The following is a 20,652-nucleotide window of genomic DNA, read 5'->3' on the forward strand; positions in this document are numbered from 1 at the left end:
CGGGCCGGGAGCGGGCGAACCCGGCCCGGCCCGGAGCCGGCTATCGCACGCGGAAGTTGGCCATCATGCCCATCGCCGAGTGGTCCAGCAGGTGGCAGTGGTAGACGTACGTGCCCCGGAACGCGTCGAAGGTGGCGTGCAGCTTCACCGTCTCGCCGGGAAGGAGCTGGACCGTGTCCTTCAGGCCCGCCTCGGCCGGTCCGACGGGGACGCCGCCCCGCTCCAGGACCCGGAACTGGACCAGGTGCATGTGGAAGTTGTGCGGGATGAGCTTGTTGGCGTTGGTCACCGTCCAGATCTCCGAAGTCCCGAACGTGACCGTCTGGTCGATCCGGTCCGGGTCCCACTGCAGCCCGTCGATCAACCCGCGCGGCTCGGTGCGGCCGTCCTCGTCCATGCTGAAGACGATGCTCCGCTCGACGGCGGGCTTGGGCAGCGTCTCCACCGGCGGCAGGGTGCGCAGCACGTCCGGGACCCGGCTCGGGTCGGGGGCGGTGCGGACCACGTCGAACCGGAGCACGTTGCCGACCTGACCGGGTGCTCCCCCGCCCGTCGTGGTCTCCAGGACGATCTTCGTGCCGACCGGGTAGCGGGAGAAGTCGATGACCACGTCGGCCCGTTCCGCCGGGGACAGCGAGACGGTGTCGGTGGTGAACGGGCGCTCCAAGAGGCCACCGTCGGAGCCGATCTGTACGAGCTGCCCGCCATCGGCGAGACGCAGCTTGAAGAAGCGCAGGTTGGAGGTGTTGAGCAGGCGGAAGCGGTACTTGCGGGCCGCGACCTCCAGGTACGGGCTCGGGCGGCCGTTGGCGAGCAACGTGGTGCGGCCCCGGAAGTCGTCCATCTCGTAGACCAGTTGCCCGTTCTCGTCGAAACGGGCGTCGCGCAGCGCGATCGGTATCTCGTACTTGCCGGAGGGCAGCGGCAGGGCCCGCTCCGTGTCGTCGGTGAGGACGTACGTCGCCGACAGCCCGCGGTAGACGTGCTCGGCCTCCATGTGGTGGGCGTGGTCGTGGAACCACAGCGTGGCGTTGGGCTGGTGGTTCGGGTAGGTGTACGTGCGTGCCGCGCCCGGGGCGACGGTGTCCATGGGGGCGCCGTCGTTCTCCGGGGAAACGCTTGCGCCGTGCAGGTGCACGGCGATCGGCATCTCCAGGGTGTTCCGGTGCCGGATGGACACCGGTCGGCCGCTGCGCGCCCGCAGCACCGGCCCCGGGAAGTGGCCGTCGTAGGTCAGCACTTTGGTCTGCACCCCGGGAAGGATCTCCCGCGAGACTTCCTTGACGGTGACGCGGTACGCGTCCTGCCCGCCCTCGGTGGAGTACGGGGTGAGCACGGGCAGCTGCGGCAACTTCACCGTGAACGGCGCCGGCGCGACCGCCGGCCCCGCGTCGTCGGCGGCCTGCGCGGTGGTGGTGCGCAGTACGGGCAGCAGGCCGGCACCGGTGATCAGGCCCGCGCCCGTCGTGGCCAGCGTGCCGACGAGCACGCGACGTCTGGTGACCATGTGAATGTCCTCCTGCGAACGATGGGAGTGCGCACTGGCGTTCGCATGCCGAACGCCCTCCCTCATGATCCTGATCGCACGCGGGGTGGCTTCTGCCCAAAGCGGGAAAATGTCAGGTATCACGCCACGGATCGGGCGGCCGAGCGGCGCGAACGGCGACACGGCTCGGGCCCCGGCAGCCGTATCCGGCTGCCGGGGCCCGAGCCGTGGAGCGTGCGGTCAGCGCTCCACGCCGACCGCGCTCCACGCCTTGGCCACCACGTCCGTCGACCAGCCGAGGTCCCGGGCGGCGCCAATGGTCGCGTAGCGGAATGCGGAGAAGTTCGTGGTCCTGGCGGCGTACTCCATCAGCGCCTTGTACCAGATGCGCCCGGCCCGGTCCCAGGCGTGGCCGCCCAGCTCGGTCGCGACGAGGTAGAACGCGTGGCTCGGGATCCCTGCGTTGGCGTGGACGCCCCCGTCGTCGCCGGAGGTCTCGTCGTACTCGGCCATGTGGGCCGCCTGGTGGAACCGGGCGGGATCCTTGAGGGAGCCGCCGGCCCCGTCGGAGGACGGGGTGCCCTGGCCGAACAGCCAGTCCGCGTCCTCCACCGTGTGCTGCAGGCCGTACTGCTTGGCCAGGACGCCGAAGACGTTCCCGAGTGAGACGGCGAGCGCGCCGGGCTCACCGTACGACTCCAGCTCGGCGGTGTGGTGGATGATGCCGGCCGTGAACTGCTCGGCGAGCGCCTCCACGGCCGGGACCCCGGCGTCACCGAGGAGGATGCGCGACCGCTGCCAGGCCACGGCCGGCTCCCCGGCGCGGACGACCGCCTCCACGGGACCGCCCCTGCCGTCGATCGAGTTGCGGCCGTACACCGTGCGGAAGAAGTCCCAGGTGACGCCGAGGGCGTCATAGGCACCGTCCACCCATGCGTCGCCGCTCGGGGCTCCCCCCTCCTCGCGCGCCGGCACCGGGCTGTCGGGATCGTTCCGGCCGTCCAATATCCTGCGAACCGGACGTACAGATGCGCTCTCAGTCATGATCGGTATGCTGGCAGGGACCCGGCCGCGGCGGCGCCATCGCCTACGCGATCAGTCAAGTCGACGTCGTCAACTCATCAGGTCCGGCGCGAAGTCGTCACGGAGTCGGGCGATGGACGTCGCAGCGCCGACGGCGGGCGGCGCCGGAAGGGTGGCCGAACACCGCCGTCACGGTGCTCACCGCACCGATCCACGCCATGACCGCCGCCACGGCCATGGCCGTCGAACCTCCGGCGGCGCTCGTGACGAGCGCCACGAGGGATGCGCCCAGAAGCAGGGCGGCAAGGGCCCGTTTCATCGGGGCCGTGTCGTACCCGGGCCTGGCCCGGACTTCCGGCGTGGGCCGAGGGGCGCCCGGCGCCTCCGTGGTGAGCTGCCACTGCAGCTGGTTCCACGCGGCGGTCTCGCGCGCGGTCAGGCGGCCCCGAGCGGACATCACGTCTCCAGGATCCGGTACGGCCCTCTCGGGCGAGGGGTGCAGGGAAGTGGTGGCGGGCCGTGCCCGCCCGGCCCGCCCGGGCCCGGACGGTGAGCGCGCTCAGCGGTTCGCGCGCTCCGTGTTCCGGGCCCGGTGCGGTGTCGCCGGCCGGGTCAGAGACGGCCGCCCGTCAGCCGGGAGAGCGGGCCCCGCTGCCGCAGGCCGGCCCGCCGGCCCACCGCGTACGAGGCGGCCACGAGGGTGGCCGTCCCGGTGGCCGCGCCGGCGACGACGGCCTTGCGGGCGCGTACGAGGCCCCACAGCAGACCGGCGCGGTCGACGGTGCCCCGCAGTGCCTGGGCCGCGACACGGGTCTTCTCGGCGAGCGGAGCGGGCAGCACCGTCAGCGTGCCCGCCGCCGTGTCCTTGGCGTCGGTGGCAGCCTTCGCTCCGGCCTGTGCGGCCTGAGTGGCGCGCTGCCTGGTGGTGGCCCCGTTCGAGCGGGAACTGCTGGAAGAGGCCTTGGAGTTGGGGGACTTCTCGGATGCAGTCATGTTCCGCGTCTGGCCGCATCCGCCCCCGTTAAACCTTTACAGAAGCCTGCCGAGCGGCCCGAGATCGAGGTTGAGGTCCTCGGGGGTGAGCCCGAACCGGCTGCGCAGCAGCCCCATGCGGTCTTCCAGGAGCATGAGGGTCAGGCCGAGCCGCTCCTCCTGCTCCTCACTGAGGTCGCCGCACTCCACGCGCCGCAGGGCCTGCCGTTCCATCAGCTGCCGCAGCAGCTCGATGACGGTCAGGACCAGGCGGGCCAGGTCGCGTTCGACGGTGTCGGGGTCGAGTTCGACCCGCTGGGGCCGGCTCATGGGGCCACCTGCTTCCAGGGGGAGGGTACGGCGTCGTTGACGGAACTGATCAGGGCTTTGAGGTCGATGCGCACGAGGTCCACGTCCGCGATGCGCAGGGTGATGTCGCCGGCCAGGACGACGCCCCCCGCCAGCAGCCGGTCGAGCAGGTCGACCAGAGCGACCTCCTGCTGCTGCCCCGTCATGAGGCGGGCGCCCCGCCCCGGTCGCCCGCCGTGAAGGAGTAGGGCACCCAGGGGCCGGTGACCTCCAGGCGCAGCCCGGGGGGCAGCGCCTGCGCGGAGGCGACGGCGTCGATGAAGTCCTGGCGGGCGTGCACGGGGACGAGGTAGGCGGCGTTGAGGACGTTGCGCCCGGCCGCCCCGGACAACTGGGGCTGCTGGGGCGGGTGCAACACCGCTGCGGAGGCGTACCCGGAGAGCGTCCGGTGGACGTCCTCGCAGGTACGCGCCGCCTGTTCCGCCGCGGTCTCCCGCGTGCGGCGGTCCTTCAGCCGACGGCGCAGGTAATCGCGCCCCGCCGAACCGCCCTCCGGCCCTGCGGCCTGCGGGCCTCCGGGGGTGAGCGTGGGCGCCGGCGGCGGATCCGGCGGCGGAGCGCCCGAGTCGTCGGCGTAGACCTTGACCCCCCACTCCTGCGCCCCGGCGATGCGCGCGAGCGTGGCGGTGAGCTGCGGGTGGACCTCCTCCAGCAGGCGGCACACGCTCTCCTCCCCGCGGCAGAGCGTCGCCAGCTGCAGCGGGACCGTCGTGGTGCGCTCACCGACCGCGGCCACCACGCTGTGGTGCGCGCGGGCCAGCGCGGACAGCCGTTCGAGGTCCTCCAGTTGGGCGCGCAGCGGTTCCTCGTCGAAGTGGCGCGGGTCGACCGGCTCGACCACGGCCGCGAGCTGTGCGTGCTCCACGAGGCACAGGCCGCCGCCCAGGGGCGGTGGGAGGTCGGGGAGGGCGTCGCGGGCCGATGCCTCGACGACCGTGTAGACGTACAGCAGGGTGCCGTCGCGGTGGCCGTCCTGGGGGGTTGCGCCGTCGTCGTTGTTCATGACCGCTCCGTCTGCTCCTGCCTGGTCTCCAGCTCGGCGATGCGTCGGCGCAACTGTTCGTTCTCGTGGCCGAGTTCGGTGTGCCGCGCCGAGGAGGAGAGGGCGGGGTCCTGCTCCCACCAGTCGATGCCCATCTCCTTGGCCCGGTCGACCGATGCCACCACCAGCCGGAGCTTGATCGTCAGCAGCTCGATGTCGAGCAGGTTGATGCGGATGTCGCCGGCGATGACCACGCCCTTGTCCAGGACGCGTTCGAGGATGTCGGCGAGGTTGGCGCTGCTGTTGTCGTCGTAGGGGCGCGCCAGCCCGGAGGGCATGGTCATGTCCGCCCCCGCCCTTCGGCGTCCTCGTCCGCGGGGAGGTCGTCCACCGGGAAGTCGTCCACGTCCTCTTCCTCGTAGGTCTCGTCGTACTCGTCGTACGCCTCGGGCTCGTCGAAGCCCTCCGGGTCCTCGGACTCTTCGAACTCCTCGAACTCCTCGGCGCCGTCGTCGGTCGGGGCGTCGCGTGGGGCCTCGGGGGGTTCCTCCTCCAGGGCCAGGAGGCGGGCGTAGTCCCGGAGGTCCCGCCGGACGCGGCGGTGCCGGACCCCGACCGCCGTGCGGACCCGCTCCCGCAGCCCGTGCGGGTGGTACTCGACGGTCACCAGGATGCGGGTGAGGTCGGCGGCGAGTTCGTGGAAGGTCACCGCGCCGCGGACGGCTGCCCCGTCGCCCTCGGAGGTCCAGGCGATCCGTACGTCGGGGACCTCCTCGGTGGCGCCCTGCGCGAACCGGAGGACATCGCGGGGGCGGGTCCACTCGTCGTAGGCGTCCTTCACGGGCACTCCCACGTCGACGGATGCGAGGACGACCGAGGGACGGCGCCTGCCGGCGCCGCCGGAGCGGACCCGCTCGCGCAGCGCCCGCAGGCCCCGGTCCCTCAGCCGCGAGGCAGCCACCTCGACCGTGGCCCTGGCCGGGCTGCTGCCGCGCGCGATCCTGCGCGCACCGTCGAGGGCGACGGCCTTCAGCGCCGGGCTGTTCCCCTCGGCCATGTCCTTCAGCACCACGACGGACCGGCCCAGAACCCTGCCGGTCACGACCAGCAGACGCTGGGCCTGGGCCGCCAGGTAGCCCTCCCACTCCTCCTTGAGCCGGTCCGCGGCGGGGCTGTCGCCGAGCCGGGCCGGCGCGCCCTCAGCCATCGTCGCCGTCCTCCGCCTTGCGGGCGCCGGTGCGCTTGGCCGTGCGCGCCGTTCGCGCGGGGCCGCCCGCGGAGCTGCTCGTGGACCTGCCGTTGGACCTGCTCGTCGACGTGCCGTTGGACCTGCTCGTGGACTTGGCTGCTGCCTTGGCCGCGGGCTTGCGGGCCGGCTCCGCGGAGCCGGCCTTCCCGCTCCCGGACAGCCGGTCCTGCACGCCGAGCGTACGCGCGTGCAGCCGGTCGGCGACCGCCTCGAGCTGCCGGTCCACCAGCGCTCCGACGGCCGCCGACCCCACCCCTGCCAGGTCCTCGCGCAGTTGCCCGCGCATGTCCTTGAACCGGGGGTGGTCGCCCAGCCGGTCGCCGAGGAAGGAACCCACGGCCGCGGCGTCGGGAGTGAGCCGTATGCCCACGACCAGCGCCCCCAGTCCGAGGGCGAGCTTGGCCTTCCTGGTGCGGCCGAGCACGTAGCCGGCGCCCACGGCCAGCCCGATCGCCATCCGGTTGTTCATTGCGGTCGCACCCTGCCTTCCAGTCGGTCCAGGAGCTCGTCCTCCCGGCGGTCGAACTCGGCCTCGTCCATCTCGCCCGCCTCGAACGCGGCGACGAGCTGCGCCAGCTCCCGCTGGACGACGGTGGGGTCGTAGTACTGCCGCTCCGCCTCCGCCACGACCTGCCGCAGCACCCATGCGGTGCCGCGGATCGGAGCGGCCGGCAGCAGCAGTACTTCCGTGAGCAGCCCCATCGCGGCGCTCAGCTCGCGTCGGCGAAGCTGTACGCGGGCAGCGGGCCGGTGATCTGCACCTGCAGGTGCTCGTGCTGCTCGGCCAGCGCACGGACCGCCTCGAGGAACTTCTCCCGCTGCTCCCGTTCGACCAGGAACGACAGGTTCGCCAGCCAGCCGCCGCTCTCCGGTCCGCGTCGCAGCGAGGCCGCCGGCGGGGTGAGGGCGGACTCGATCAGCAGCGCGTCCGCCCTCTCGCGTTCCTTCACCGCCTTGGCCATCAGCTCGCCGAACTCCAGGCGCTGGTCGTAACTCCCACCTCCTGCCGCGCGGTTGGCCTGGTGCCGGGCCGCCAGTTCGGGATGCGTGGACAGCACCTCGTACAGGACCGCCTGTTCGTCGTGGGTGACCTTCACGTTGTACTCGTCCTTGCCCTCGAGGGCTTCGAGCCGTTCGAGGTAGCTGCTCTCGTGCTGGCCGAGGATGGCGGCGACCGTCTCGTCGTCGGGGGAAACGCCGCCGAAGCGCAGCGGCAGGACGGGCCCGCCGACCCCCGCCTGGATGACGACGCGCTGGTGCGCCAACAGGTCGCGCCGCTTGGCCTTGAGTTCGGCCGGCGCATCGCTGACCAGGGCCAACAGGCGTCCGCTGCGTACGGTCCGGACCGGCAGGGCCGGCTCGCCGATGCCCGCGAGTTCCTCGGGCAGCTGCTGGGAGGCGCGGGTGATCCCGTAGACGTAGGTGCTCATTCCTTCTCCTCCCGTCGGGTGGCGGTGCGCCGGCGCGGCCGGCTCTCGGTCTTCTCCTCGGCCTCGCCGCGGGCCTGGTGGAACGCGTCGGAGACGGCCTCCGCGGCTCCGCTGAGCGCGCCCTTGGACTTGCCGCGGGCTCCGGACTCGGTGATCTCGCCGACCAGGTCGGGGAGGCCGGGGCTCTTGCGCGGGCCGGCTTCCAGGTCCAGGCGGTTGCAGGCCTCGGCGAACCTCAGATAGGTGTCCACGCTGGCCACGACGACCCGGATGTCGATCTTCAGGATCTCGATGCCGACCAGGGAGACCCGCACGAACGCGTCGATCACCAGACCGCGGTCGAGGACGAGTTCCAGGACGTCGTACAGGCCGCTGGAACCGCCTCCTGAGGCGGTCGGCGCGGACTGGGCAGGGACGACAGTCATTGTTCCGGTTCCCTCTCGTGTGGGAGGCGGACGGGATCACCTTCGGTCCGCGCGCCCCCGTTCGTAGCGGCGGGTGCGCCGGTAGCCGAGCAGTTCGCCGGCCGAATCGAGCTCGACGTCGTACGACGCCAGCAGGCTCGTCGTGTCGGGGATCCGGGAGAGTTCGAGGACCTCGACCGACAGCTGCCAGGCGCCGTCCTCGGCGCGCTCGCAGGAGCTGACGGACTCGACGGGCAGGCGCAGCAGTTCCGACAGTTGGTCGATCGCCGTACGGATGACGCGGGCGGCCGACAGCGGCCGCTCCTTCTCCGCCTCTTTCGGTGTTCCGTTGTGGGACGTGTCAGTCATGACTTCCTCCTGCTGCGTATGGCCGGTCCTCCCACCGCCAAACCCCTTGGCCTGCAACCGAATCGAACGCGAGTCTCCGTACGCGTCGTCCGGAGTCGTTCCGACGGCCGTCCAACGCCCCTCGCCCACAGGCCTGTTGGCGGGCCCAGTCCCCGCCCCTGCCCCGGGAACGGGTCGACATCCGTTCCCGGGGCAGGGGCGGGAGTGACGAGCGACGACGACACGAAGGGACGGGCCATGGCGGGAGCGCTGATTGCCGGTGGGTGGGGGCTGTTCGCGGGAGCGGCCCTGTTGGCGGGCGCCGCGGCCGGCTCGCTGTTCCGGGTCCCGGCCCAGTGGATCGCACTGGTCATGGCCTTCGGCAGCGGAGTGCTGATCTCGGCCGTGTCCTTCGAACTGGTGCAGGAGGCTTACGAGCAGGGGGGTGTCCTGCCGACCGCCGGCGGTGCGGTGGCCGGGGCGACCGTGTACTCCCTGGCCAACGTGGTCCTGGCCCGGCACGGCGCCAGGCACCGCAAGCGCTCGGGCACCCGCCAGCCCTCCGAACAGCAGCAGCCCGGCTCCGGGAACGCCATCGCGCTCGGCGCCCTGCTCGACGGGATCCCCGAGTCGGTGGTCATCGGCACGAGCCTGCTGGGTGGGGGGAGCGTCGGCGTGGCCACCGTCGCCGCCGTGTTCATCAGCAACGTCCCGGAGGGGATGGCCAGTGCGGCGGGGATGAAGCGCGCGGGCCGCAGCCGTGCGTACGTCTTCACCCTGTGGTCTGCCATCGCGGTGGTGTCCGGCTTCGCCGCGCTCGCCGGTTACGCCTTCCTGGGCGGAGCCTCCGGTACGTGGATGGCGGCCATCACCGCGGTGGCGGCCGGGGCGATCCTCGCGATGGTCGCGGACACGATGATCCCGGAGGCCTTCGAGGAGGCGCACCTCCTCGCCGGGCTCACCACGGTCCTGGGCTTCGTCACGGCCTTCGCCCTGTCCCACACCGCCTGAGCGCCGTGCGGGCCAGGAAGGAGCCGGCCAAGCACGACGGCCGCTCCGGCGACGACGTCAGCGGCCGTCGGTGCCCCGCGGGAGTGCGGGCGCCGCCCGGTCACCGGGCGCGCCGCTTCTCCTCCTCGCTCCACTCCCGGGTGTCGCGCGGCTCCACGTACAGCTCGTCCTCTTCGGGAAGTCCGCCGACGATGGCGCGCTCGCGGCTCATCTCGGCGTCGAACTCCAGGCCCAGGAGAATGGCCAGATTGGTGATCCACAGCCAGATCAGGAAGACGATGACGCCGGCCAGGGTGCCGTACGTCTTGTTGTACGAGCCGAAGTTGGCCACGTACAGGGCGAAGGCGGCGGAGGCGGCCATCCAGATCAACAGCGCGAGGAAACTGCCCGGGGTGACCCAGCGGAAGCCGCGCCCCTTGGCGTTCGGGGCGGCCCAGTACAGCAACGCGATCATGATGGTGACCAGGAGCACCAGCACGGGCCATTTCACGATCGACCACACGGTGACCGCGGTTTCGCCGAGCCCCAGGGCGTCCCCCGCGCGGCGGGCGAGGCTGCCGGTGAACACCACGATCAAGGCGCTCGCCGCCGCCATGACCATCAGTCCGACGGTGAGCGCCAGCCGTAGGGGCAGCACCTTCCACACGGGCCGGCCCTCCGGCATGTCGTAGACGGCGTTGGAGGACCGGATGAACGCCGCGATGTACCCGGAGGCGGACCACACCGCGACGATCAGGCCCACGACCGCCAGGAGGGACCCGGTCCCCGTACCGCCCTGGAGCTGGCGGACCGCGCCGGAGACGATGTCCCGCGCGGCGCCGGGGGTCAGCCGCTGGAGGCTGTCCAGGACGGAACGGGTGGCGGACGCCCCGGCGACTCCCAGCAGGGAGACCAGGACCAGGAGGGCGGGGAACAGTGACAGGACGCTGTAGTAGGTCAACGCGGCGGCGCGGTCGGCCAGCTCGTCGTCCTGGAACTCCTTGAACGTCCGTTTCAGCACGGCCGACCAGGACTTCTTGGGGAGTTCCGTGGGCTCGTCGGGCGCGTTGCGCTCCACTTCGGGGCCCGGACCGGGGTCCTGCTCGGGTCCGGGTCGGCGGCCGTCCTTGCGCTTGTCCCTGTCCGCGGGAGCCGGGTTGTCCTTCATGTCAGGCGACTGTCCTGTCCCGTCCACGGCAAACATGCCCGTCCGGGGCGGGCCAAGGGCCCGGACGGACGCCGACCGGGCGGGTACAGGGGCGCAGGGCGCCACCGCGCCCGTCCATCGCTCCCGGAATCGGCGCGAGCGCGGCCACCGGCCCGGCCGCCGCCTCGGTCCGCGGGAGTCGGCGATCAGCCGACCGCGGGCGGGAACCTGTCCCAGACCCTGTGGCCGGCCAGGAGCGCGGTCGTTTCCGACACGGCCTCCGTGGCGCTCTCGGCAACGATGACGCCGGGCGCGCCCGGCGTGATGCCGACGGCTTCGAGGAGTACCGAGGGCTCGTTCCAGCCTCCGACGGCCTTGCCGTGTCGGTACGCCTCGGCGAGCAGGAGGCTCACCCGCGGGTCGATGCTTCCGGCTGCCGGGCCCCCGGCCTTGGCGTCGCGGGCCCCGTGGGCGTCGGGAGCGGGCGCGGGGGCCCCCGCGAAGAGGAGGGCGTCGAATTCGGTGGAGCGTGCCGTGGCGAACGTCCGCTGGACGGCGACGGGATCCCCGTGCGCACCGAGCGTGCCGCCGGCCGGTGCAATGACGAGCGGCACCATGCCGCCGTCCAGAACAGCCTGCCGCGCTGCTCGTACGCCGTCCAGGTCGGCCGTCTCGCCCGCGACGATACCGATCACCCGGCCCTCGGTCGGCCACGTCCCGCCGATCTGCGACAGGGCCGGACTCGCCTCGGCCGACTCCAGGGGGACGGTGGCCTCGGGTGCGGGCAGGCCGAGACCCGCGGCGACCTGTTCGCACAGCTCGGGGTCGATGTTCGCGAGCACGGTGAGGACGCGTTCCTTGACCGCCTGCTCGAAGCATTTGTTCAACTCGAAGGTGTAAGCGGCGATGATGTGTTCGCGCTCCGTCGGGCTCATGCTGAGCCAGAACAACCGTGGTTGGCCGAAATGGTCCGAGAACGAGGCCGGTGCCTCTCGGACCTTGGTCGCGGCCGGCACGTGGACGGGTGTCTCGAGGTAGGCGCCCGCGTCGGCACCGGCGAGGAAGGGGCAGCCGCCGTCGAGGCTGTTGGGCCGGTACGGGGCGACACCGGTGTGTACGGCGGTCTGGTGCATGCCGTCGCGGAGCATGTCGTTGACGGGGGCGTGCGGACGGTTGATCGGGATCTGTCCGAAGTTCGGGCCGCCGAGCCGGCTGATCTGGGTGTCGAGGTAGGAGAACAGGCGGCCCGCGAGAAGCGGGTCGTCCGTGACGTCGATGCCGGGCACGAGGTGGCCGGGGTGGAAGGCGACCTGTTCGGTCTCGGCGAAGTAGTTCTTCGTGTTGGCGTTCAGGGTCATCAGTCCGACGGGCTGCACCGGGGACAGTTCCTCGGGCACGATCTTGGTGGGGTCCAGGAGGTCGATCCCCTCGAACGTCTGGTCCGGGGTGTCGGGGAACACCTGGATGCCCAGCTCCCACTGCGGGAAGGCGCCCGACTCGATGGCGTCGAAGAGGTCCCGCCGGTGGAAGTCCGGGTCCATGCCGTTGATCAGCTGCGCCTCCTCCCAGACGAGGGAGTGGACGCCCAGCTTCGGCTTCCAGTGAAACTTCACCAGTACGGTCTCACCGGCCGCGTTGACCAGCCGGAAAGTGTGGACGCCGAAGCCCTCCATCATGCGGAAGGAGCGCGGGATGCCGCGGTCGGACATGTTCCACAGGGTGTGGTGGGTCGCTTCGGTGTGGAGCGACACGAAGTCCCAGAAGGTGTCATGGGCGCTCTGGGCCTGCGGAATCTCCCGGTCGGGGTGCGGCTTCCCTGCGTGGATGACGTCGGGGAATTTGATCGCGTCCTGGATGAAGAACACCGGGATGTTGTTCCCGACGAGGTCGAAGGTTCCCTCGTCGGTGTAGAACTTCGTCGCGAACCCCCGGGTGTCCCGCACCGTGTCCGCGGAGCCGCGGGAGCCGAGGACGGTGGAGAAGCGGACGAACACCGGGGTCTCCACGTCCTTCGCCAGGAACGCCGCCCTGCTCACTTCCGACGCAGTGCCGTACCCCTGGAAAACGCCGTGGGCGGCGGCGCCGCGGGCGTGCACCACGCGCTCCGGGATCCGCTCGTGGTCGAAGTGCGTGATCTTCTCGCGCAGGTGGTGGTCCTGGAGCAGGACGGGCCCCCGCGCCCCGGCCTTCAGGGTGTGGTCGGTGTCGTACAACCGGGCGCCCTGCGCGGTCGTCAGGTACGCGCCGCTCTGCGCCGTGCGCGCCTGGTCCGCCCCGGTGGCCTGCCCGGTCGGGCTTACGGTCTCCGGACCGGTCTGGTCGGGCTTCGGTGGTAGCGGCTCTGCGGGCTGAGCGGGCTCGGCCACGGTCGGGGACACGGAACCCGGCTTGCCCGGCAGACCGCTTCCGCTCGTGTGACGGGCTGCGTCGGAGTGTTCAGTGGTCATCACTTCTCCTGAGGGGCGGGTCGGGGGGACGCCTGGACACACGGGCGCGGGGCCACTGCGGCCGAACGCGTGCGGGTTCCCGCCCGCCTCGGCGAGCGTTCCCGATGGCGTCCGATGCCGAGTCCAGGATGCACGGCACATACCCCTTATATGCTGATGAACCCCCACGAATCAGTTCGAATCCATCCCATAAGGGTGCGGGTCGGTCGTTGGCGGGCCGCCCGCACGCGGTGATCGCCACGCGCCCCCTGCGCCTCCGGGAGGTCGCTGCGTTGCGGGATCAGCCGTCCTCGCGCAGTACGCGGATGCTGGTGACCTTCGTGTCGACCGCGTCGGGTACGACCATGCCTGCCTCGACCCCGGAGCGGAGGTAGCGCAGGACGGCGCCGTCGAGGCGTTCCCCGGGCAGAGCGGCGGGAATGCCCGGCGGGTAGGGGGTCAGCATCTCGGCAGCGATCCGGCCCTCCGCGTCCTCCCACGGCACCTGCTCGGTCGGGCCGAAGAAGGCGTCGCGGGGCAGGACCGCCTGTTCGAGCCGAAGACCGGACGGTGTGGGCACCTCCACGGGCTGCCCCGTACGGAGTTCCGGCACGTGCGCGGCCAGATCGGTCAGCCCGCGCAGGAGGATGTCGACCGACCGGGCGTCGTCGGCGTGTGTGAGCTGGGCGCTGATGCGGCGGTGGTCGGCGAGGTGGAGGTTGATGCGGTGATGGCGGCGCAACCAGTCGGCTGCCCGGTAACCGGTGACCTCCCACGCGCTGATGTCGATGATCACTTGCAGGGGGTCCATGTCCGCCGCCCTGCCCGGGCCGCAGAAGTCCTCGCGACCGTGCACCCGCATGCCGTCGATACGGGAGATCCGGCCCCGGATCTGCTCGGCCAGGGCCAGAGCATCGTCATAGAGCTCCTTGCCGTGCTCGACCATCTGGCGGCGCCACCCGTCCAGGGCCGCGTACACGAGGACGGACGGGCTGGTGGTACCGAGCAGGTCTTCACGGCTCTTGAGTACTTCCGGCCGGACCAGGTCCCCCTGGAGGTGGAACACCGAACTCTGTTCCAGGCCGGAGCCCATCTTGTGGACCGAGGTGACGCAGACGTCGGCGCCCGCGTCCATGGCCCAGGTGGGCAGATCGGGGTGGAAGGGCAGGTGCGCTCCCCAGGCTTCGTCGACGATGACGGGCTTGTGCCGTCGATGGCAGGCCTCGGCGATGGCGGCGAGGTCCGAGCAGGTGCCGTAGGGGGTCGGCGAAGTCACGAGGGCGCCGCGGGCGTCGGGGTGCTCGGCGAAGGCCGCTTCGAAGGCCTCGGCCGAAGGCGGATGTGCCAGGTGCCGTTCGGCGTCCCACCGCGGATCCACCCACACCGGGCGGATGCCCGAGAGGATGAGGCCCGAGACGACGGACTTGTGGGCGTCCCGCCCGACCAGCAGCTTTTCGTGCGGCCCGGCAACAGAAAGCATGGCCGACTTCACCGAGAGAGAACTCCCACAGGTGGAGAAGAAGGCATGTTGGGCCCCGACGGCATCCGCCATGAGCTCCTGCGCCTCCTCCACGACGCCCTGGGAGGACGTCCGATCGTCCAGGCCGCTCGTGGCCAGCACATCGGACCGGAACACCGCGTCCCCGAGCACCGCGCGCACCCGGGGATCGGCGCCGCGGCCCTGCTTGTGCCCGGGCGGGGTGAAGGGGGTCTGACCCTTTTCGTGGTAGGCGGCCAGAGCATCGAGTACGGGAGTCTTCGATTGGTCCATGTTCCGGCGTCTGCCCTTCCGGCGCCGGGCGAAAACGGACACCTCACGCGCCGGCAGGCACAGAGGTCCGGCTTGCGGCCGTCGCCCGGTTCCGGTCGGGCGACGGCGGTCTCAGCCCGAGCGCTCCGCTGCGGCCATCAGGTCGACCAGCGCGGGGAAGCCGCCCTTCCTCACGGCGCAGCGCTGGCGGTCGGCCGCGGCGCTGTCGCGCAGGAGCCGGTGCGGGTGGGCGTTCACCTGGCGCAGGTCACCCGTGCCAGTTGGCGGCCTGCACCAGCTCCGCCGCGCACTCCGGCTCGGGGGCGCCCGCCTTCTCTTCGGCGATCGCCGTCGCGACCAGGCCGCGTACGACACCGGCGAGCATGACGGCGTCGTCGGCACGGAGCCGGACGTCCATGCACCGCACTTCCACCGTCGGGTAGCGTTCCGAGAGGCGAGCCTGTCAGTAGGCTTGGCCCTTGTCGGCGATCACCCCTGACCCCACCGGCGCCTCCAACCGGTCTTCGTAGTCCGCGAGGCCGGCGAAGTACGGCGGCGGTCCGCTGACCGGCCGGCGGCCGAACACGATGGTCCGCCGGTTCGCGAACCCCGTGTCCTGCCCGTCCCACAGCGGCGAGTTGACCGACACGGCCAGCAGGGTCGGCAGCCGGCCCCGGATCCGGTTCAGCACCGCCACACCCGTCTCGGGGTCCGGGACGGCCACATGGACGTGCATCTCGCAGGTCAACTGTTCGTCGACGAGTTGCCGAGCTGCCCCCTCCATCCTCAGACAGCGCAGCTTCGGCGTTACGGGCACGCGGCCGGCGCTGCGCAGTGGAGCCGCGCCCGTGGAAGCGGTCCGGCAGCCGTTCGCCTCGGCGGCCGAGGCCACCGCTTGGCGCAGCCGCAGGAGGTGCCCGCGCACCTCCTCCAGGCCGGAACACACCGGCGTGGCCACTTCGACCTGGGCCTGGAGCAGCTCGCTCTGCACCTCCCCGCGCTCGGTCAGCGGGCTGAGCCCGGCCGCGCGGCGGACCTCTTCCGAGCGGGCGGCGGGCAGCCCGGCATCCGGGTCCACGAGCAAATACGCAGCGGCGGTTTTCGTCCCTCCTGACCGGGCAAGCGGGACTCGTCCCGACTGGGGAGGTGCTGAGGTGTCCCATCGTCTCGAAGAGGTCTACGCCGCGGTGAGCGCCGACGTGGCGGCGAGGGCTGACCGGCTGTGGGAGGTGAGTTGCGACCTGCACCGCCACCCCGAGACGGCCCACGAGGAGCGCCACGCGGCGGAGCTCCTCACCTCCGAGCTGGAGGAGGGTGGGTTCTCCGTGCAGCGCGGTGCGGCGGGGCTCGACACCGCCTTCGTCGCGCGGTCCGGCGCGGGAGGCCGCCCCAGGGTGGCGCTGCTGCTGGAGTACGACGCGCTGCCGGAGCTGGGGCACGCGTGCGGCCACAATCTGATCGCGGCCGCAGGCCTTGGCGCCGCCCTCGCGGTGCGTGCCGCGCTCGGACGGCACGCGGGCGAGGTGCTGGCCGTCGGGACGCCGGCCGAGGAGCGCGGGGGCGGAAAGGTCGCCCTGACCGCCGCCGGTGTCTTCGACGAGGTGGACGCGGCGTTGATGTTCCATCCAGGGGTACGCGACTGGGCGTGGGCGCCCTTGACCGCGCAGACACAGGTACGGGTCGGCTTCCGCGGCCGAGCGGCGCACCCCACCGGCAACCCGACCGAAGGCATCGATGCCCTCGCCGCGCTGATCCAACTGTTCAACACGACCGCGGTTCTCGGGCGGCGGCTTTCGGCCGGTTCCCATGTTCAGGGCATCGTCACGGTGGGGGGCGAAGCCACCAACGTGGTCCCCGCCTACGCGGAAGGCCTGTTCGGCCTGCGCGCTGCGACGACGGACGCCCTGAAGCTCTTGGTGGAGGACCTGAGGACCTGCGCGGCGGGCACCGCCCACGCCACGGGCACCACGACCGAGGTCAGCACGGTGGGAACGGGCTACGAGCACTTCCGAAACAACACGACACTCTCCGACCGCCTCGCCCACCACCTCGGCCGCGCCGGCATCAAGGTGACGGAGCCCGCGCCCGGCGTGTATCTCGGGTCCTCGGACATCGGCGACGTGAGCGGCCGTGTCCCGTCTGCGCATCCGTTCGTGGCGATCACGGGCGAGGGCGCCTCGGACCACACGCCGCATTTCGCCGAGGCGGCGGCGAGCCCGCGGGGACGCCGGGCGATGGTCGCCGCGGCCGGGGCCCTGGCGTGTACGGCCGCCGACGTACTGCTGGACAGCGCGTTCTCCCGAGCGGCCTGGGCCGAACTGCGACCGGAGCAGCAGACGCGGTTCGGATCGCCTCGCCGGGCAGGCGAAGATGCGTGCCAAGCCCCGCGAGCCCGGCATGATCCGAAAGACAGGCCCTAGCCCTGGCGGGGTGTGTCGGGCGGGTCCTGCGGGTTCACGCCGGTGAAGGCGGAAGCGTCTTTGGTACCGCTGGGGCGCTGCGAACGGCCTCGGGCGCCGGTGTCGTGGATGTCCTTGGACTTGCCCTTCTTCGCGTGGTCCTCGCCCCGGCGGCCGATGCTGTCGCCGGTACCCGCTCCGGCGCCTTTGGTTTCCTCCTTGGACACCACCCTGCCCAGATAGGCCTCGGCGACCCGCGCGTCCCGTGCCAGATCGGCCGCTCGCCCCTCCAACACGGTCTTGCCGTTCTCGATCACGTATCCCCGGTGAGCGACCTTCAGTGCAGCGGTGGCGTTCTGTTCGACGAGGAGCACCGCCGTGCCGCTGAGGTTGATGTCCCTGATGACCTGCATCACCGCGGCGACCATGAGGGGAGCCAAGCCCATGGAGGGCTCGTCCAGCATCAGCAGGCGGGGGCGGGCGACCAGGGAACGGCCTATGGCGAGCATCTGCTGTTCGCCGCCGGACAGCGTTCCCCCCTGCTGGTCGCGTCGTTCGGCCAGCCGGGGCAGCAGCTCGTAGACCTCGTCCACCCTGCGTGCGAGATCGGCGCGGTTGCGCACCAGATACCCGCCTATCAGGAGGTTTTCGTGCACGGTCAGCGTGCTGAAGATGCGCCGCCCCTCCGGAACGTGCACCACCCCGCGCTCGACGATCGCAGGGGGTGCGGTCCTGGTGATGTCCTCACCGGCGTGCACGATGCGGCCGGCTGCGGGTCTCACCAGTGCGGACACGGCCGACAGTGTGGTGGTCTTGCCGGCCCCGTTGTTGCCGAGCAGGGCAACGACCTCCCCGTCACCTACCGTCAGATCAAGCCCTCGCAGTGCACGCACTCCGCCGTAATTGACGTCGAGACCATGGATCTCAAGCACGGTCCGCCCCTTTCTCCGAGAGTCCGGCGCGCGCGTCCCGGATTTCGTCGTCGTCGACGTCCCTGCCGAGATAGGCCTCGACGACCGCGGGGTTGCGCCGTACGTCGTCCGGAGCGCCGTCCGCGATCTCCCTGCCGAAGTTCAGTACGACGACCCGCTCGGACACCTCCATGACCAGGCCCATGTCGTGTTCGATGAGCGCGATCGCCACACCCAGGTGCTGTATCCGGCGGATCAGGTTGAGCAGTTCGGCCTTCTCTCCGTGGTTGAGCCCGGCGGCCGGCTCGTCGAGCAGCAGCAGCTTCGGCCGCCGGGCCAGCGCCCGGGCGATCTCCACCCGTCGCTGTGCGCCGTACGGCAGGTGGCGTACGAGACCTGTCCGGTCGCCGGGGAGTCCGACGAAGTCCAACCACTTGTGGGCCTCGTCGGTGCTCTCGCCTTCGCTCCTCCGGTAGCGGGGCGTGTGCAGCAGCGCGTCGAGAAAGCTCTGCTTCGACCACAGGTGCGTGCCGGCCCGTACGTTGTCCAGCACGGACAACTCCCCGAACAGACGCAGGTTCTGGAACGTCCGGGCCAGGCCGCGAGCAGCGATCGCCGAGGGACGCAGGCCGGTCACCTCCTGCCCCGCAAGGCGGACGGCGCCCCCACTGGGCCGGTAGAATCCGCTGACGCAGTTGAACGCCGATGTCTTGCCGGCTCCGTTGGGGCCGATGACGGAGACGATCTCGCCCTCACCGACCGAGAAGCTGAGGCCGTCGACGGCGCGGATCCCGCCGAAGGCAAGCTGGAGGTCCTGTACTTCGAGCATCACCCTTCCTCCTTCGTCGCAGCGTCGCGCTGACCAGCCGTATTCGGCGCCGCCGCGTTTGCGCGTTCGCGCGAGTGGTGTGGCCACAGGCCCTGTGGGCGGAGCAGCATCACGACGATGAGCAGCACTCCGAACGCGAAGAAGCGGTAGTCCGCCAAGTCCCGCAGCAGTTCCGGGAGCAGGCTGATGAAGACGGCACCGATGACGACGCCGCGGGTCGAGCCCATGCCGCCCAGAACGACCGCCATCAGAACGAGTGCGGACTGGAGGAAGCCGAAGCTCGCAGGGGAAACCGCCGACAACTGGCCGGCGAACAGCACGCCCGAAAGTCCACCCCACACCGCACCGGCGATGTAGGCCGCCAACTTGGCCCGGTAGGTGTTGATCCCGCTCGCCTCGGCCGCGTCCTCGTCCTCGCGGATGAACCGCCAGGCTCGGCCGATGCGGGAGCAGCCGAGCCGCGCGGCGAACAGCACCGCGGCGGCGACGATCACTACGGTGGCGTAGTAGAAGGCGACCGGGCCGGAGAGGCTGTCGCCGAACAGGCCCGGGATGCCGTAGATCCCTGAAGGGCCGCCGGTGATGTGCAGGTTGTTGGCGACGATCCGGATGATCTCGCCGAATCCCAGGGTCACGATGGCCAGATAGTCGCTGCGCAACCGCAGCGTCGGGCCTCCGATCACCACCCCGGCCAGCACGGTCACCACGATGACGACCGGTACGGTGACCACGAGCGGGGTTCCCAGTCGCGTCGCGAGGATACCGCTCGTGTACGCGCCGACGGCGAGGAAGGCCGCGAAGCCGAGGTCGAGCAGCCCGCAGTAGCCGACGACGATGTTCAGACCGACGGAGAGCATCACGAAGACGGCGGCGCTGGTCATCACGTTGAGCGCGTAGGGCGTGGCGGTGGCGAACGGGGCGAGGAGGGCGATCGCCAGCCCGCCCCATCCCACCCTTCTGCTCTCCAGCAGTCGGGTGACGAACGAGGGGCCCCGGCCCCGGACGGGCTTGACCGGTGGGTCCTGAACGACTGCCATCACACTCGCTCCGTCACACGATCGCCGAGCAGGCCGGTCGGCCGCACGGTCAGGAAGAGGATGAGGAAGCCGAAGGCGAACACGTCCCGCCATTGGCCCCCGAACCAGTCGGTGCTGAATGACTCCAGGAGACCGAGGACCAAGGCGCCCAGCATGGTGCCCTTCATGTTGCCGATGCCGCCGATGACAGCTGCGGTGAATGCCTTGAGCCCGATGATGAAACCCATCAGGAAGTCGATCTTCCCGTAGTAGGCGCCGGACATGACACCGGCAGCGCCCGCCAGGGCCGACCCGATGAAGAAGGTGCGAGAGATCACCGCGTCGACGTCCACTCCCATCAGAAGGCACGCTTTCGGATCGAGTGCGATGGCGCGCATCGCTCGGCCCTGTCGGCTGTGCAGGACCAGGGTGTTGAGGACGACCATCAGTCCGACGGCGACCACCATGAAGACGATCTGCTGCACGGTGACCTCGGCGCCGAGCAGTGACACGCTCGCGCCGGCGAGGCGGACCGGATAGACCTGCGGGTTGGGGCCGGCGACGATGCGGACGCCGTACTCCAGCGCGAAGGACGCGCCGACCGCGGTGATCAGCAGTGAGAGGCGTGGCGCTCCGCGGAGCGGCCGGTACGCCACCCGCTCCAGTACGACTCCGCTGAGGCCCGTCGTCAGCATCGCCAGTGCGAGCACGACCAACAGGGTGATCAGCGAGCCGCCTGGGACGGCTGCGGCCAGTACGCCGACCATCGCGTACCCGGAGAACGCTCCGAGCATGTAGAGGTCGCCGTGGGCGAAGTTGAGCAGCTTGATGATCCCGTAGACCATGCTGTAGCCGAGGGCGACCAGTGCGTAGAACGAGCCGACGAACAGTCCGTTCCAGATGAGCTGTGCCATGGGAACC

Annotated in this window: 26 protein-coding genes; 2 read left to right on the forward strand and 24 right to left on the reverse strand. The window is 71.2% G+C overall.

Annotation, left to right across the window (positions count from 1 at the left end):
• Positions 1–40 precede the first annotated feature (40 nt).
• The 14 genes from ACZ49B_RS22135 to gvpO all read right to left on the reverse strand — a co-directional run bounded on the left by ACZ49B_RS22135 (position 41) and on the right by gvpO (position 8,284).
• Positions 41–1,507 carry a multicopper oxidase family protein gene (locus ACZ49B_RS22135; protein ID WP_468308464.1) on the reverse strand — a complete coding sequence of 489 codons (1,467 nt, stop codon included), beginning with the start codon at positions 1,505–1,507 and terminating at the stop codon, positions 41–43.
• 219 nt (positions 1,508–1,726) lie between these two features.
• Entirely contained in the window at positions 1,727–2,530 is an 804-nt protein-coding gene (locus ACZ49B_RS22140; protein ID WP_468308467.1) for a M4 family metallopeptidase, read from the reverse strand.
• Positions 2,531–2,627: 97 nt separating this feature from the next.
• The gene (locus tag ACZ49B_RS22145) at positions 2,628–2,966 is read right to left on the reverse strand and encodes a hypothetical protein (RefSeq protein ID WP_468308470.1); all 339 of its coding nucleotides are present in this window, start codon (positions 2,964–2,966) and stop codon (positions 2,628–2,630) included.
• 155 nt (positions 2,967–3,121) lie between these two features.
• The gene (locus ACZ49B_RS22150) at positions 3,122–3,502 is read right to left on the reverse strand and encodes a hypothetical protein (RefSeq protein ID WP_468308473.1); all 381 of its coding nucleotides are present in this window, start codon (positions 3,500–3,502) and stop codon (positions 3,122–3,124) included.
• A gap of 36 nt (positions 3,503–3,538) precedes the next feature.
• Entirely contained in the window at positions 3,539–3,811 is a 273-nt protein-coding gene (locus ACZ49B_RS22155) for a gas vesicle protein K (protein ID WP_468308475.1), read from the reverse strand.
• Positions 3,808–3,996, reverse strand: a complete 189-nt coding sequence (locus tag ACZ49B_RS22160; protein WP_468308477.1) for a gas vesicle protein — start codon at positions 3,994–3,996, stop codon at positions 3,808–3,810. Before ACZ49B_RS22160 ends, ACZ49B_RS22155 begins: the two co-directional genes overlap by 4 nt.
• Complete coding sequence (locus tag ACZ49B_RS22165) at positions 3,993–4,853, reverse strand: GvpL/GvpF family gas vesicle protein (RefSeq protein ID WP_468308479.1); 861 nt, start codon at positions 4,851–4,853, stop codon at positions 3,993–3,995. The genes ACZ49B_RS22160 and ACZ49B_RS22165 overlap by 4 nt, the downstream gene beginning before the upstream one ends.
• Positions 4,850–5,176 carry a gas vesicle protein gene (locus tag ACZ49B_RS22170; protein WP_468308481.1) on the reverse strand — a complete coding sequence of 109 codons (327 nt, stop codon included), beginning with the start codon at positions 5,174–5,176 and terminating at the stop codon, positions 4,850–4,852. The genes ACZ49B_RS22165 and ACZ49B_RS22170 overlap by 4 nt, the downstream gene beginning before the upstream one ends.
• Positions 5,173–6,039, reverse strand: coding sequence for an SRPBCC family protein (locus ACZ49B_RS22175; protein WP_468308484.1), 867 nt, complete (start codon positions 6,037–6,039; stop codon positions 5,173–5,175). Before ACZ49B_RS22175 ends, ACZ49B_RS22170 begins: the two co-directional genes overlap by 4 nt.
• Entirely contained in the window at positions 6,032–6,550 is a 519-nt protein-coding gene (locus tag ACZ49B_RS22180; protein WP_468308487.1) for a DNA primase, read from the reverse strand. The genes ACZ49B_RS22175 and ACZ49B_RS22180 overlap by 8 nt, the downstream gene beginning before the upstream one ends.
• A complete protein-coding gene (locus tag ACZ49B_RS22185) occupies positions 6,547–6,783 on the reverse strand; it encodes a gas vesicle protein GvpG (RefSeq protein ID WP_468308489.1) in 237 nt (78 codons plus the stop codon). Before ACZ49B_RS22185 ends, ACZ49B_RS22180 begins: the two co-directional genes overlap by 4 nt.
• An 8-nt stretch (positions 6,784–6,791) precedes the next feature.
• A complete protein-coding gene (locus ACZ49B_RS22190) occupies positions 6,792–7,511 on the reverse strand; it encodes a GvpL/GvpF family gas vesicle protein (RefSeq protein ID WP_468308492.1) in 720 nt (239 codons plus the stop codon).
• A complete protein-coding gene (locus ACZ49B_RS22195) occupies positions 7,508–7,936 on the reverse strand; it encodes a gas vesicle structural protein GvpA (protein ID WP_468308495.1) in 429 nt (142 codons plus the stop codon). Before ACZ49B_RS22195 ends, ACZ49B_RS22190 begins: the two co-directional genes overlap by 4 nt.
• Before the next feature lie 36 nt (positions 7,937–7,972).
• The gene (gene gvpO, locus ACZ49B_RS22200) at positions 7,973–8,284 is read right to left on the reverse strand and encodes a gas vesicle protein GvpO (protein ID WP_468308497.1); all 312 of its coding nucleotides are present in this window, start codon (positions 8,282–8,284) and stop codon (positions 7,973–7,975) included.
• Between the two features lie 237 nt (positions 8,285–8,521).
• Here gvpO and ACZ49B_RS22205 point away from each other — a divergent pair, with 237 nt between their 5' ends.
• Positions 8,522–9,274, forward strand: coding sequence for a ZIP family metal transporter (locus ACZ49B_RS22205; protein ID WP_468308707.1), 753 nt, complete (start codon positions 8,522–8,524; stop codon positions 9,272–9,274).
• Positions 9,275–9,374: 100 nt separating this feature from the next.
• Here ACZ49B_RS22205 and ACZ49B_RS22210 read toward each other — a convergent pair whose 3' ends face one another.
• The 6 genes from ACZ49B_RS22210 to ACZ49B_RS22235 all read right to left on the reverse strand — a co-directional run bounded on the left by ACZ49B_RS22210 (position 9,375) and on the right by ACZ49B_RS22235 (position 15,654).
• Positions 9,375–10,421: a YihY/virulence factor BrkB family protein gene (locus ACZ49B_RS22210; RefSeq protein ID WP_468308500.1), complete on the reverse strand. Its 1,047-nt coding sequence runs from the start codon at positions 10,419–10,421 to the stop codon at positions 9,375–9,377.
• Positions 10,422–10,606: 185 nt separating this feature from the next.
• Positions 10,607–12,847 (reverse strand): catalase, encoded by a 2,241-nt coding sequence (locus tag ACZ49B_RS22215; RefSeq protein ID WP_468308502.1) that lies wholly within the window; start codon positions 12,845–12,847, stop codon positions 10,607–10,609.
• A gap of 280 nt (positions 12,848–13,127) precedes the next feature.
• On the reverse strand, positions 13,128–14,597 hold the full coding sequence (locus ACZ49B_RS22220; RefSeq protein ID WP_468308504.1) for an aminotransferase class I/II-fold pyridoxal phosphate-dependent enzyme: 1,470 nt from the start codon (positions 14,595–14,597) through the stop codon (positions 13,128–13,130).
• A gap of 111 nt (positions 14,598–14,708) precedes the next feature.
• Entirely contained in the window at positions 14,709–14,834 is a 126-nt protein-coding gene (locus tag ACZ49B_RS22225) for a hypothetical protein (RefSeq protein WP_468308507.1), read from the reverse strand.
• A 10-nt stretch (positions 14,835–14,844) separates the two neighbouring features.
• The gene (locus tag ACZ49B_RS22230) at positions 14,845–14,994 is read right to left on the reverse strand and encodes a hypothetical protein (RefSeq protein WP_468308508.1); all 150 of its coding nucleotides are present in this window, start codon (positions 14,992–14,994) and stop codon (positions 14,845–14,847) included.
• Between the two features lie 45 nt (positions 14,995–15,039).
• Complete coding sequence (locus ACZ49B_RS22235) at positions 15,040–15,654, reverse strand: carboxylate-amine ligase (protein ID WP_468308510.1); 615 nt, start codon at positions 15,652–15,654, stop codon at positions 15,040–15,042.
• A gap of 76 nt (positions 15,655–15,730) precedes the next feature.
• Here ACZ49B_RS22235 and ACZ49B_RS22240 point away from each other — a divergent pair, with 76 nt between their 5' ends.
• Positions 15,731–16,996 (forward strand): amidohydrolase, encoded by a 1,266-nt coding sequence (locus ACZ49B_RS22240; RefSeq protein ID WP_468308512.1) that lies wholly within the window; start codon positions 15,731–15,733, stop codon positions 16,994–16,996.
• Here the strand turns inward: ACZ49B_RS22240 and ACZ49B_RS22245 are convergent.
• Genes ACZ49B_RS22245 through ACZ49B_RS22260 form a run of 4 tightly spaced genes read right to left on the reverse strand, consistent with a single transcriptional unit; the run spans position 16,993 to position 20,645 of the window.
• Positions 16,993–17,907 (reverse strand): ABC transporter ATP-binding protein, encoded by a 915-nt coding sequence (locus ACZ49B_RS22245; protein WP_468308515.1) that lies wholly within the window; start codon positions 17,905–17,907, stop codon positions 16,993–16,995. The two genes, ACZ49B_RS22240 and ACZ49B_RS22245, sit on opposite strands and share 4 nt — an antisense overlap.
• Positions 17,900–18,715, reverse strand: a complete 816-nt coding sequence (locus tag ACZ49B_RS22250; protein ID WP_468308517.1) for an ABC transporter ATP-binding protein — start codon at positions 18,713–18,715, stop codon at positions 17,900–17,902. Before ACZ49B_RS22250 ends, ACZ49B_RS22245 begins: the two co-directional genes overlap by 8 nt.
• Positions 18,715–19,752 carry a branched-chain amino acid ABC transporter permease gene (locus tag ACZ49B_RS22255; protein WP_468308520.1) on the reverse strand — a complete coding sequence of 346 codons (1,038 nt, stop codon included), beginning with the start codon at positions 19,750–19,752 and terminating at the stop codon, positions 18,715–18,717. Before ACZ49B_RS22255 ends, ACZ49B_RS22250 begins: the two co-directional genes overlap by 1 nt.
• The gene (locus ACZ49B_RS22260; RefSeq protein ID WP_468308522.1) at positions 19,752–20,645 is read right to left on the reverse strand and encodes a branched-chain amino acid ABC transporter permease; all 894 of its coding nucleotides are present in this window, start codon (positions 20,643–20,645) and stop codon (positions 19,752–19,754) included. The genes ACZ49B_RS22255 and ACZ49B_RS22260 overlap by 1 nt, the downstream gene beginning before the upstream one ends.
• Between the last annotated feature and the right edge of the window lie 7 nt (positions 20,646–20,652).

Source organism: Streptomyces sp. NPDC031132 (assembly GCF_055570595.1).

Bases quoted from the DNA above. Each gene is read 5' to 3' on its own strand.
- ACZ49B_RS22255 (WP_468308520.1), bottom strand. From the start codon at position 19,752: ATGGCAGTCGTTCAGGACCCACCGGTCAAGCCCGTCCGGGGCCGGGGC.
- ACZ49B_RS22145 (WP_468308470.1), bottom strand. From the start codon at position 2,966: ATGTCCGCTCGGGGCCGCCTGACCGCGCGCGAGACCGCCGCGTGGAAC.
- ACZ49B_RS22180 (WP_468308487.1), bottom strand. From the start codon at position 6,550: ATGAACAACCGGATGGCGATCGGGCTGGCCGTGGGCGCCGGCTACGTG.
- ACZ49B_RS22135 (WP_468308464.1), bottom strand. From the start codon at position 1,507: ATGGTCACCAGACGTCGCGTGCTCGTCGGCACGCTGGCCACGACGGGC.
- ACZ49B_RS22175 (WP_468308484.1), bottom strand. From the start codon at position 6,039: ATGGCTGAGGGCGCGCCGGCCCGGCTCGGCGACAGCCCCGCCGCGGAC.
- ACZ49B_RS22220 (WP_468308504.1), bottom strand. From the start codon at position 14,597: ATGGACCAATCGAAGACTCCCGTACTCGATGCTCTGGCCGCCTACCAC.
- ACZ49B_RS22140 (WP_468308467.1), bottom strand. From the start codon at position 2,530: ATGACTGAGAGCGCATCTGTACGTCCGGTTCGCAGGATATTGGACGGC.
- ACZ49B_RS22250 (WP_468308517.1), bottom strand. From the start codon at position 18,715: ATGCTCGAAGTACAGGACCTCCAGCTTGCCTTCGGCGGGATCCGCGCC.
- ACZ49B_RS22260 (WP_468308522.1), bottom strand. From the start codon at position 20,645: ATGGCACAGCTCATCTGGAACGGACTGTTCGTCGGCTCGTTCTACGCA.
- ACZ49B_RS22165 (WP_468308479.1), bottom strand. From the start codon at position 4,853: ATGAACAACGACGACGGCGCAACCCCCCAGGACGGCCACCGCGACGGC.
- ACZ49B_RS22150 (WP_468308473.1), bottom strand. From the start codon at position 3,502: ATGACTGCATCCGAGAAGTCCCCCAACTCCAAGGCCTCTTCCAGCAGT.
- ACZ49B_RS22205 (WP_468308707.1), top strand. From the start codon at position 8,522: ATGGCGGGAGCGCTGATTGCCGGTGGGTGGGGGCTGTTCGCGGGAGCG.
- ACZ49B_RS22185 (WP_468308489.1), bottom strand. From the start codon at position 6,783: ATGGGGCTGCTCACGGAAGTACTGCTGCTGCCGGCCGCTCCGATCCGC.
- ACZ49B_RS22215 (WP_468308502.1), bottom strand. From the start codon at position 12,847: ATGACCACTGAACACTCCGACGCAGCCCGTCACACGAGCGGAAGCGGT.
- ACZ49B_RS22210 (WP_468308500.1), bottom strand. From the start codon at position 10,421: ATGAAGGACAACCCGGCTCCCGCGGACAGGGACAAGCGCAAGGACGGC.
- ACZ49B_RS22190 (WP_468308492.1), bottom strand. From the start codon at position 7,511: ATGAGCACCTACGTCTACGGGATCACCCGCGCCTCCCAGCAGCTGCCC.
- ACZ49B_RS22230 (WP_468308508.1), bottom strand. From the start codon at position 14,994: ATGGACGTCCGGCTCCGTGCCGACGACGCCGTCATGCTCGCCGGTGTC.
- gvpO (WP_468308497.1), bottom strand. From the start codon at position 8,284: ATGACTGACACGTCCCACAACGGAACACCGAAAGAGGCGGAGAAGGAG.
- ACZ49B_RS22155 (WP_468308475.1), bottom strand. From the start codon at position 3,811: ATGAGCCGGCCCCAGCGGGTCGAACTCGACCCCGACACCGTCGAACGC.
- ACZ49B_RS22170 (WP_468308481.1), bottom strand. From the start codon at position 5,176: ATGACCATGCCCTCCGGGCTGGCGCGCCCCTACGACGACAACAGCAGC.
- ACZ49B_RS22160 (WP_468308477.1), bottom strand. From the start codon at position 3,996: ATGACGGGGCAGCAGCAGGAGGTCGCTCTGGTCGACCTGCTCGACCGG.
- ACZ49B_RS22195 (WP_468308495.1), bottom strand. From the start codon at position 7,936: ATGACTGTCGTCCCTGCCCAGTCCGCGCCGACCGCCTCAGGAGGCGGT.